Origin of the sequence: Staphylococcus sp. HMSC34C02, from assembly GCF_001838705.1 — a bacterium.
GTDB lineage: Bacteria > Bacillota > Bacilli > Staphylococcales > Staphylococcaceae > Staphylococcus > Staphylococcus borealis.
Map to the genome: position 1 here is coordinate 19,556 of NZ_KV838552.1, position 9,461 is coordinate 29,016.

Genomic DNA, 9,461 nt, shown 5'->3' on the forward strand with positions numbered 1-9,461 from the left:
TAATTTAATAAGGAGCGTAACATGAAAGTACAACAGCAAATAAAGTTAGCGTATAATTATATGAAAGAGTTTCATATAAGCGATTATTCTGGTCACGATATTGCGCATGTGGAACGTGTAACGTCGTTAGCGCAAATCATTGCTAAAAACGAACAACAGGGTGACTACTTAATTATCACGTTATCTGCCTTACTACATGATGTCATCGATGATAAATTAACAGATAAAGCAATTGCATTAAATCAACTTAAAACATTTTTAGAACATATTGAAGTGACACCTACGCAGCAACGATCAATCATTTATATTATTGAACATATGAGTTATAGAAATGGGCGCAATAATGAGGTAGCTCTTTCAATAGAAGGACAAATTGTAAGGGATGCTGACCGATTGGATGCTATTGGTGCAATTGGTATTGCAAGAACTTTTCAATTTGCAGGCCATTTTAATGAACCTATGTGGACAGAATCACCACATAGTGGACTACCAAATACAGATAGCATTTCAAATTTGGACCCTTCTGCTATACGTCATTTTTATGATAAGTTGTTAAAATTAAAAGCATTAATGCTTACCAAAACTGGTAGACAACTGGCTGAAGAAAGACATGCATTTATGGAACAGTTTTTAACACAATTTTATAAAGAATGGCATATTGATTAAATGCTATAACAAAAAGGTCGATACCTCTTTCCAGGGTATCGACCTTTTCTATGATATAGCATTGATTAAGCTATTTACTTTTTCTTTTTATTATTCTTAGAAACAACTTGAGTGTTTTTACCTTTTTTATTTGAGTTACCATTATTTTCCTCAAATTTTTCAATCATTGGCGCAACTTCTCTTTGAGCAACTTTTTCATAGTACATATTGGCGAAGTAAGTTTGAACAATTAAGAATGCCGCACTGACAGACCAATATAGACCTAAAGCTGACGCCGAACTTAATGAAATCCAGATGATCATAATTGGTGATACAATCATCATCATGTAAGTCATTTGACGTTGTTCTTGAGGCATTTGTTTACTTGATACCCAAGCTTGGATAAAGTAAAGCACACCGGCAATAATAGTAATCCAAATATCAGGATGAACTAAATTGAACCATAAGAAGTGTGGATGTTCTGCAATTCCGCCACCAATACGGTAACGTAATACGAAGTATAATCCCATAACAACTGGCATTTGAATTAATACTGGTAAACAGCCTAATGCACTCTTCATTGGATTAATATCGTATTTCTTATAAACTTCCATCATTTCTTGGTTTGCTGTCATTTTCTCTTCTTGAGTTCGTGCACGTTTAACTTTTTCTTGCACACCATCAACTTCTGGCTTAGCAACTTTCATTTTTTCACGCATCATATGACTATTTTTATAGTTTGATAACATGAATGGTAACAAGATAACACGAATTACTAAAACTAATACGATAATTGCAATACCGTAATCATCATTAAATACTGAATGGCCTAACCAATGTAAAACTCTAGCCATTGGTTCTACGAATGTATTATAGAAAAATCCATCTCTATTACTAGATTTTGAATAATCACACCCGGCTAAAAAGACCATTACCCCTAATAACAAAGGTAGTAACGCTTTCTTCTTCATTTTTACACCTCTATTGATATATTCACATAGGGATTATTTTATCATAGTAACCGTGTACTAGAAAACAAAAAAAGAAAAATTTTCTTATTTATTTGAAATAACTTTGCATTTTAGTAACAGTCTTGTCAATATTATGACTACGTGCAATCGCCGAAATAACTGAAACACCATCTGCACCATTTTGAGCAATTGGTTCAATATTGTCTTCTGTTATACCTCCAATTGCAACCATAGGTAACGAAGGATTGATCTTTTTTAATGTGGCAATCATAGCGGGACCTACTGATGCACTCGCATCATTTTTAGAAATTGTTGCAAACATCGGTCCAACACCAATATAATCAACATGATCTAAATCGGATTGATTATATTCTTCCTCGTTGCCAATGCTAAGTCCTATGATTTTATTTTCGAACCGCTTAGCAAATGACTTCACATTTTCATCATCTTGCCCTACATGAATACCGTCTGCATTTATTTTTTCAGCTAAATCAACATCGTCATTTACAATAAACGGTACATGATATTCATGACATAAATTTAATAACTCAATTGCTAAATTTTCTTTATCAGCACCGTCTAATGACGTTGGTCCTTTTTCACGAAATTGAAAAAGCGTGATACCGGCATTTAAGGCATGCTTCACTATTTCTCTAATATCTTTTCCCTCTGGAATATCTTGTGTACCGCAAATAAAATAAACATTTAATCGTGAAGGATTAAACATTTTATTCCACCTCTTGTCTTTTGACTTGTTGTTGGTAGGTATTAAAATCAATGACATACATTTGATCTAATAATTTAGATAAAAATGAACCCGGTCCATTTACTTGTTGATCTTGTTCAGCGCGTTCAGCAGCAATATTATAGATGCTAACCGCTTCTTCTAATACTTGTAGAGATGGCGTTTCTTCTCTAAATAAGAAACTTGCTACAATGCCCCCAAGTAAGCATCCAGCACCAGTAATCTTAGCTAATAATGGTGACCCATTAGATAACTTCACCACTTTATTATTTTGGACAATAACATCATCTTTACCAGTTAACACGATGGCTGTATTCAATTTCTCATGGGCACGCTTAGCTATTTCAACAACGTCTAAGTCAGTTTCACCATCCGTACCTTTCATCGTTGTTGTTGCATCTACTAACGTTAAAATTTCAGAAGCATTACCTTTAATAACTGATACTTTCACTTCTGATAAGAATTTTTGGCAAAATGCTTTGCGATACGAAGAAGCACCAACTGCTACTGGATCAAATACAATGGGTGTTCCTTGTTGATTCGCTATTTTACCTATTTCCAAAATATCTTGTTCATTTGCCTTAGTCATCGTACCAATATTAATAAGTAACGCCCCTGCAACTTTATAAAATTCTTCCGCTTCTTCAGGTGCTTCACTCATTGCTGGACTAGCACCAATGCTAAGTAATCCATTTGCCGTAAAGTTTTTCACGACATCATTTGTATAACAGACAACTAAAGGATTCTCTTGTCTTAAACGTTCCAAATTATTCATCATCTAATCCAACCTTCTTCATATATGCAAAATGGTTTACCGGTCCTCTACCTTGACCAATTTCTGGCGTATATTGAATACTCAATGAAATGAATTTCTTCGCTTTTTTAACCGCTTCATAGATAGATTTACCTTTAGCCAGTTCTGCTGTAATCACCGCTGAGAATGTACATCCAGTTCCGTGCGTATGTTTAGTGTCAAAGCGTTGATCTTCAAAGGTATACACATCATCCTTAGTAAATAAGAAGTCTTTAGCATTGTTTAAATCAGCAGAGTGTCCACCTTTTATGACAACGCCTTTACTGCCTATTTCATTAATAAAGATATTGCCTGCTTTACGAATATTTTCTTCCGTGTCTATTTTAATGCCTGTTATTTCCTCTGCTTCAGGAATATTAGGCGTGACGACATCTGCTAAAGGTAGTAATGTATTCTGTAAATGTTTCTTGGTTTCATCATCCATTAACGAATCGCCACTCTTAGCTAACATGACTGGATCGATAACGTATGGAATATCTGAATGTTGTCTCAAATAATGTTGAATTAACGCCATTGTTTCATGAGTCGCAATCATACCTGTTTTAATAGCGTGTGGTAATTCGTCATTGAAGACGCTATCTAATTGTTCTTGAACCCAACTTGTCTCAAGATTATGGATATGTTGTACCCCTTTAGTATTTTGTGCAACGATACTTGTAATAGCTGCCATGCCGTAGACACCACAGGCATGAAATGATTTTAAATCGGCCATTACACCAGCGCCACCGGATGGATCAGTTCCCGCGATTGTTAAAGCGATTTTGGGTTTATGCATTTTTGTCGCCTCCGAAGTTCCATTGTTCGTTAGTATAAGCCATATTAAAGAAATTACGTTCATGTATCGTACTTTGTAAGAAACTTTCTTTAATATCATGCTTTTCTTGTTCTGTACAATTTGCTGTTAATTCATCTAATAAATTATCAAATACTTCTATTAATGGACGCATTTCTGTACTATAGAAATCAAACCATTTTGCAGTTACAGAATCTCTATTTAGATTTTGATCCTCTAATGCCATTTTAGCTACAACTTCATATACATAAGGGCATGGTGCCATTGCAGCTATTGTATACGCCGCATTCTCATGTGCATAGGCATGATAATACATATGTTTAATGTAATGATCACCGCTTGGAGGCCATACTTTTTCTTTAACAATTTCTTCATAAGGTTCATTAATGTAATCTGCTAAAATTTCATGTGCCTCAACTTCACCATCTAGCATAAATTCAATTTGTTCAACTAAAAATTTAACATCTTTCATTGTTGGTGCTTTTGGGATAAGAAGTGCATACAAATTTGTAAATTCTTTTAAATATGATGCATCCGCTCTTAAATATTGACGTACTGCTTGAGCGTCTAACTTCCCTTTTAAAAGGTCTTGAATAAACCCATCATTATAGATATCTTCAATAATAGGTTGTGAAGCCTCTTTAATCTCAGTTGAAAATGTCATATTATTATCCTCCTTAAAATTAAAAAATGCTACATTTCAACGTAGAAATGTAGCTATCATTCAATAAAGAGAACATAACATATACATTACTACTTTCCTACGTTGGCATTAACCAAATCAGGTTATAAGGGTCTGAATTTATTCATCTCAGCCATTAGCAATGGCTCCCCTAGTAGCATTATCTTATTAATTCAACGATATCAAATTGATTAGGATTTATCAAATAAAACAGATAGGGAGAGGACAGAAATAATATAAACTCATTTTTCTCCCTAGCTTACTTTGCTTGTAGCAATTAATAGTGAAAGTCTCTTTGCTGGGGTCCCGACTCCCAACTTACTTTGCTTGTAGAATTTCTGATGAAGTTCTCTTTGCTGGGGCCCCGCCCGCAAGGATGACTAGAACTGAAAAAAGCTTGATTTAAGTGCATTTTCAAATCGGTCATCTACTATCAAAACAATAAAATAGGCTGAGACACTTTATTATGTCTCAGCCTACTCATTTAATATTATTATATTGCTAACTTAAGCAGTTACCCATTGTGATGGACCTGCAGTGTTATATAATTTAACAGCAGCTGCATCTTGAACATGTTCTGGTGCTTGTGCTGGTGATACACCTTTATATTGAGCAGGTGCTACTGAATCCCAAGTTGATTGTAAGAATTGATATTTACCTGCTGCACCTGAACTTGGATTAATAGCAGTAATGTCGCCACCTGATTCACGTTGTGCAATTTGTTGTAAATGACTGTTTACATTTACAGAAGAACCACTTGAAGCAGTGTTACTTGAAGCACTTGAGTTAGAAGTTGTAGCTTCAGTTTGTGGTTGTTGTGTTTGTTCAGTTTGTGGTGCTTGTTGTACTTGTGTTGGTTGAGCTTGACTAGATTGTTGTGAAGAAGCTACTTGTTCAGCTGAAGTTTGGTTAGTAGCAGCTGATGCTTGTTCACTAACATCTTGTTGTGGTGAAACTAAGCCTGTTTGTGCATAGTTCCAACTCCAGTTAGTGCCATCTGATTCGAAATGATAAGTGAAACCTTCATAATCAAATGTTACGTTATATGCACCTTCTTGGATAGGGCTATTATTTAATGATTGATCATTTGATTGTGCTAATTGTGCTAATTCAGCTTTATTTACTTGAGCTTCGCTAGCATCTGCGTGTCCAGCGTTGCCAGCAACTACTCCTAAACCTACTGCTAATGATGAAGCAATAATTGTCTTTTTCATAATTATATATATCCTCCTAGATTTGTTTGTGTCTTAATAATAAATTTTACAAGTAACACTTTAACATCCATAAAACCATAGTAGGTTACAGTGAAATAAAAAAAGCCAGTACTTTTTTACATCCAAATTACAAACGTACTGTAACTCTATTTTTTAGTTATGGACTTTCATGACGGTTTTGAGTAGCGATATGTATACGTATCTCTTGTAATACTAATGAAATCTTTCAGATAATTACACTAAAAAATTTAAGAACCTCTCTTATAAAATTGATAATATAAGAGAGGCCATGAGTATAATTAAAGAAGTTATTTATAGTAAATAGGGATGGAGTTAATAGAACATTAGTTTATATCAATCACTTCTAGGTGATCGTATGAATAAGTGTCTTCATTGAATGAGGTGTCAGGGAGAATATCATTATTTTTGGATTTGGGGGACATAAATTTAATTGTTTCAACATATAATTCAGTCACAAAGTGCGTTTGGCCCTCTTTATCGTATTTACGTGATCTCATTTGACCAGTAATACCTACTAAAGCGCCTTGATCAGTATACAATTCAATATTGGTAGCTGTTTTACCAAAAGCTTTACAAAATATATAATCACAAGCTATTTCATTGTTGTCATCTTTATAATTACGTTCTGTTGCAACACAGAACGTGGCTATCTTCACCTCCTCTTTCTCAAATATTTGTGCCTTTTTGGTCAACCGACCTACTATCACAATCTTGTTTAGCATGTGTCACCTCCTTCTACAACTATAGTATTCATTTATAACTATGGCGTCAAAATTCTATTTTTAAGATTTTTATTCCTATTAATACTCAAAGTTTGATATATTTAAAGAAAATAATTGTAAAACTCATATTAGATTATTGATAATTTCATTTTTTGCATAATTTTAATTTTTTTGGGGATGTGATGAAGTGAAGACATTTAAAGCTGTACGTTTTCAAATTGTTAATGAAAATGGAGGTATAACTGAGTTTGAGCTAGAAGATGGTGTAATCATCAATAAAGAAAATAGTGGTACTGGTTGGCTTCTAGAAGTTGTCATTTCAAATGCACACTATGAAACGATGAAAAAATATTATGATGATCAAACACTACTAGATATTAGAGTCGTGATAACACGCCCTTCGAATGATCCTGCACTTTTTGATGCTACAATCAGAAGTATTTCTGAATTCGAAACAACAATGTCAATTGTATTAGATTGTCATATTTACACCTTACGACAAGTTTATGCAGAGAGTTTATTAGAACAATTAGTTGATGAAGGACTGTCAGGTGAAGAATTAAAAGTAACATTTAATCGTATGATGCAATCTAAACCTAAACTAAAAGAAGAAAAATTTGAAAGAGAATAAAACAGGAGTGGAACACATTTCAATGTTCCACTCCTATTTATATTGATTATAAAAGGATGTTTTGGTTTAAGCATCTTGGATAGCGAAAGTTAATTCACAACTACAAGCGAGTTGGCCATCTACCGTAGCCTTTGCTGTACCTTTTCCGATTGGACCTTTGATTTTAGTAATTTCTACCTCTAACATTAGCGTATCACCAGGCGTTACTTGTTTTTTAAATCTACATTTATCAATTCCAGCGAACAATGCAATTTTTCCTTTATTCTCTTCGCTGTTAAGCATAGCAACAGCACCTGTTTGTGCTAATGCTTCAGTAATTAATACACCAGGCATAACAGCATAATCTGGGAAGTGCCCTTGGAAAAATGGTTCATTACCAGATACTTGTTTTAGTCCAACACATCTCTTACCCTCTTCATATTCAACTACACGATCAATAAGTAAAAATGGTTGTCTATGTGGGATAATTTGCTTAATTTGATTATAATCGAAAATTGTTTCCATAATGTATGTCCTCCAGAAGTATTATAAAGTGAGTATACGATTAATCATTTACTCGTTCAATATTAGCACCTAATGACTTTAATTTCTCATGGAAATTAACATAACCGCGGTCTAAATGTTTTAATTCTGTAACCTGAGTTGTACCATCAGCTACTAAGCCAGCTAAAATTAATGCTGCCGCTGCTCTTAAATCTGTTGCTTTAACTTGAGCACCTTGCAATTGACTCTTACCTTGAATTTTAGCACTTCTACCTTCTACAGTAATATTTGCATTCATACGCTTAAATTCTGCAACATGCATGAATCTATTTTCAAAGACAGTTTCCGTAATGACTTTATGTCCTTCAGCAGTTAATAATAACGCCATCATTTGTGATTGCATATCTGTTGGGAACCCAGGGTGTGGAAGTGTTTTGACATCAACTGGTTTAAGATCACCCTCTGCCGTAACACGAACGCCATCTTCTTGGAAATCTAAATTAACGCCCATTTCTTCAAGTTTATAAATTAGACTCGACATATGTTCTTTTACTGCGTCTCTAACAAATACATCACCACGCGTAATAGCAGCTGCTATGATTAAAGTACCAGCTTCAATTCTGTCAGGAATGATTGAATGTTCTACACCTTTCAACTTATCAACACCATGAATCGTAATGGTATCAGTACCTGCTCCGGTTACTTTACCACCCATTTCATTAATATAATTTGCTAAATCAACAATTTCAGGCTCTTTGGCAACATTTTCAATCACTGTTTTACCTTTAGCAAGTGACGCTGCCATAATGATGTTTTGTGTTGCACCGACACTTGGGAAATCTAAATGAATGTCTGTACCTTTCAAGCCGTCTTTTGTGCTAGCGTAAATATTCCCATTCTCTAGATGTATTTCTGCACCTAATGCCTCAAACCCTTTAATATGTTGCTCTATTGGACGAGCACCGATTGCACAGCCACCTGGTAATGCAACGATAGCATGACCTAAACGTGCTAACAAAGGACCCATAACTAAGATGCTTGCTCGCATTTTACTAACATACTCATAAGGGGCTTCTTCTTTTAAAGTTGTTGATGCATCTACTGTAACTGCACCTTCTTCTTTATTATATTCAACTTTCGCATTTAAAGTTGATAATACATTGTTTATCGTTACTACATCGCTTAAATCTGGTACATTAACAAGTTTACTTTTTCCTTCTGAAGCTAATAGTGACGCAGTTAATACTGGTAATACTGCATTCTTAGCTCCTTCAACTTTAACTTCTCCAGTTAGGCGATTGCCACCTTCAATTACTATTTTATCCATATTAATCCTCCACTTTAAACTCCTATTACTATCTTCATTTCCCGATTTTCAATCAATTATTTATTTATTATATCTATTTTTAAAAAGAATTTACAATAATCTCATTATTGAAATAAAAATTTCACTTGAGTTGAAAATTGTAATAAATCAATTAAAAAATTGCTTACGGCTGTACCCAATAAGATGGCTAAAAACATTAGACATACTTGTACTTGAGTAGCGTAACCTTTTTTAAAAATTTGATCTAATTTGAGAGAGTTTAAGGCCCAATAAGCTATACATATACACAAAACATGTAAAACCAAGTGTATGATCGCAAACTGTCCAATATAATCCATGACTTTCTCTCCTTTTAGATTTCTGTACTATATTGTACATTAAAGGCTCTATAATAAATTGGACTGATGACTAAA

At 34.1% G+C, this 9,461-nt stretch carries 12 protein-coding genes and 1 riboswitch; of the genes, 2 read left to right on the top strand and 10 right to left on the bottom strand.

Annotation, left to right across the window (positions count from 1 at the left end):
- The first annotated feature begins 21 nt into the window (after window positions 1–21).
- Entirely contained in the window at window positions 22–666 is a 645-nt protein-coding gene (locus HMPREF3239_RS00710) for an HD domain-containing protein (RefSeq protein WP_070854355.1), read from the top strand.
- 74 nt (window positions 667–740) lie between these two features.
- Here HMPREF3239_RS00710 and yidC read toward each other — a convergent pair whose 3' ends face one another.
- The 7 genes from yidC to HMPREF3239_RS00745 form a co-directional block, all read right to left on the bottom strand.
- Entirely contained in the window at window positions 741–1,616 is an 876-nt protein-coding gene (gene yidC / locus HMPREF3239_RS00715; protein WP_070854356.1) for a membrane protein insertase YidC, read from the bottom strand.
- 88 nt (window positions 1,617–1,704) lie between these two features.
- On the bottom strand, window positions 1,705–2,343 hold the full coding sequence (gene thiE / locus HMPREF3239_RS00720) for a thiamine phosphate synthase (RefSeq protein ID WP_070854357.1): 639 nt from the start codon (window positions 2,341–2,343) through the stop codon (window positions 1,705–1,707).
- 1 nt (window position 2,344) lies between these two features.
- Window positions 2,345–3,136, bottom strand: a complete 792-nt coding sequence (gene thiM, locus HMPREF3239_RS00725) for a hydroxyethylthiazole kinase (RefSeq protein ID WP_070854368.1) — start codon at window positions 3,134–3,136, stop codon at window positions 2,345–2,347.
- On the bottom strand, window positions 3,129–3,950 hold the full coding sequence (gene thiD, locus HMPREF3239_RS00730; RefSeq protein WP_053031186.1) for a bifunctional hydroxymethylpyrimidine kinase/phosphomethylpyrimidine kinase: 822 nt from the start codon (window positions 3,948–3,950) through the stop codon (window positions 3,129–3,131). Before thiD ends, thiM begins: the two co-directional genes overlap by 8 nt.
- Window positions 3,943–4,632 carry a thiaminase II gene (gene tenA / locus HMPREF3239_RS00735; protein ID WP_070854359.1) on the bottom strand — a complete coding sequence of 230 codons (690 nt, stop codon included), beginning with the start codon at window positions 4,630–4,632 and terminating at the stop codon, window positions 3,943–3,945. The genes thiD and tenA overlap by 8 nt, the downstream gene beginning before the upstream one ends.
- A gap of 77 nt (window positions 4,633–4,709) precedes the next feature.
- Window positions 4,710–4,813, bottom strand: a riboswitch (TPP riboswitch).
- A 343-nt stretch (window positions 4,814–5,156) separates the two neighbouring features.
- Window positions 5,157–5,864: a transglycosylase family protein gene (locus HMPREF3239_RS00740; RefSeq protein ID WP_070854361.1), complete on the bottom strand. Its 708-nt coding sequence runs from the start codon at window positions 5,862–5,864 to the stop codon at window positions 5,157–5,159.
- Window positions 5,865–6,208: 344 nt separating this feature from the next.
- Window positions 6,209–6,607, bottom strand: coding sequence for a single-stranded DNA-binding protein (locus HMPREF3239_RS00745; RefSeq protein ID WP_053031180.1), 399 nt, complete (start codon window positions 6,605–6,607; stop codon window positions 6,209–6,211).
- 187 nt (window positions 6,608–6,794) lie between these two features.
- Here HMPREF3239_RS00745 and HMPREF3239_RS00750 point away from each other — a divergent pair, with 187 nt between their 5' ends.
- On the top strand, window positions 6,795–7,238 hold the full coding sequence (locus tag HMPREF3239_RS00750; protein ID WP_053031178.1) for a YwpF-like family protein: 444 nt from the start codon (window positions 6,795–6,797) through the stop codon (window positions 7,236–7,238).
- Window positions 7,239–7,304: 66 nt separating this feature from the next.
- Here HMPREF3239_RS00750 and fabZ read toward each other — a convergent pair whose 3' ends face one another.
- The 3 genes from fabZ to HMPREF3239_RS00765 all read right to left on the bottom strand — a co-directional run bounded on the left by fabZ (window position 7,305) and on the right by HMPREF3239_RS00765 (window position 9,386).
- On the bottom strand, window positions 7,305–7,742 hold the full coding sequence (gene fabZ, locus HMPREF3239_RS00755) for a 3-hydroxyacyl-ACP dehydratase FabZ (protein ID WP_016931213.1): 438 nt from the start codon (window positions 7,740–7,742) through the stop codon (window positions 7,305–7,307).
- 40 nt (window positions 7,743–7,782) lie between these two features.
- Window positions 7,783–9,048: a UDP-N-acetylglucosamine 1-carboxyvinyltransferase gene (murA, locus tag HMPREF3239_RS00760; protein ID WP_070854362.1), complete on the bottom strand. Its 1,266-nt coding sequence runs from the start codon at window positions 9,046–9,048 to the stop codon at window positions 7,783–7,785.
- A gap of 104 nt (window positions 9,049–9,152) precedes the next feature.
- Window positions 9,153–9,386, bottom strand: coding sequence for a DUF1146 family protein (locus tag HMPREF3239_RS00765; protein WP_070854364.1), 234 nt, complete (start codon window positions 9,384–9,386; stop codon window positions 9,153–9,155).
- Between the last annotated feature and the right edge of the window lie 75 nt (window positions 9,387–9,461).

Bases quoted from the DNA above. Each gene is read 5' to 3' on its own strand.
- murA (WP_070854362.1), bottom strand. From the start codon at position 9,048: ATGGATAAAATAGTAATTGAAGGTGGCAATCGCCTAACTGGAGAAGTT.
- thiM (WP_070854368.1), bottom strand. From the start codon at position 3,136: ATGAATAATTTGGAACGTTTAAGACAAGAGAATCCTTTAGTTGTCTGT.
- HMPREF3239_RS00740 (WP_070854361.1), bottom strand. From the start codon at position 5,864: ATGAAAAAGACAATTATTGCTTCATCATTAGCAGTAGGTTTAGGAGTA.
- HMPREF3239_RS00745 (WP_053031180.1), bottom strand. From the start codon at position 6,607: ATGCTAAACAAGATTGTGATAGTAGGTCGGTTGACCAAAAAGGCACAA.
- thiE (WP_070854357.1), bottom strand. From the start codon at position 2,343: ATGTTTAATCCTTCACGATTAAATGTTTATTTTATTTGCGGTACACAA.
- fabZ (WP_016931213.1), bottom strand. From the start codon at position 7,742: ATGGAAACAATTTTCGATTATAATCAAATTAAGCAAATTATCCCACAT.
- HMPREF3239_RS00710 (WP_070854355.1), top strand. From the start codon at position 22: ATGAAAGTACAACAGCAAATAAAGTTAGCGTATAATTATATGAAAGAG.
- HMPREF3239_RS00765 (WP_070854364.1), bottom strand. From the start codon at position 9,386: ATGGATTATATTGGACAGTTTGCGATCATACACTTGGTTTTACATGTT.
- thiD (WP_053031186.1), bottom strand. From the start codon at position 3,950: ATGCATAAACCCAAAATCGCTTTAACAATCGCGGGAACTGATCCATCC.
- yidC (WP_070854356.1), bottom strand. From the start codon at position 1,616: ATGAAGAAGAAAGCGTTACTACCTTTGTTATTAGGGGTAATGGTCTTT.
- tenA (WP_070854359.1), bottom strand. From the start codon at position 4,632: ATGACATTTTCAACTGAGATTAAAGAGGCTTCACAACCTATTATTGAA.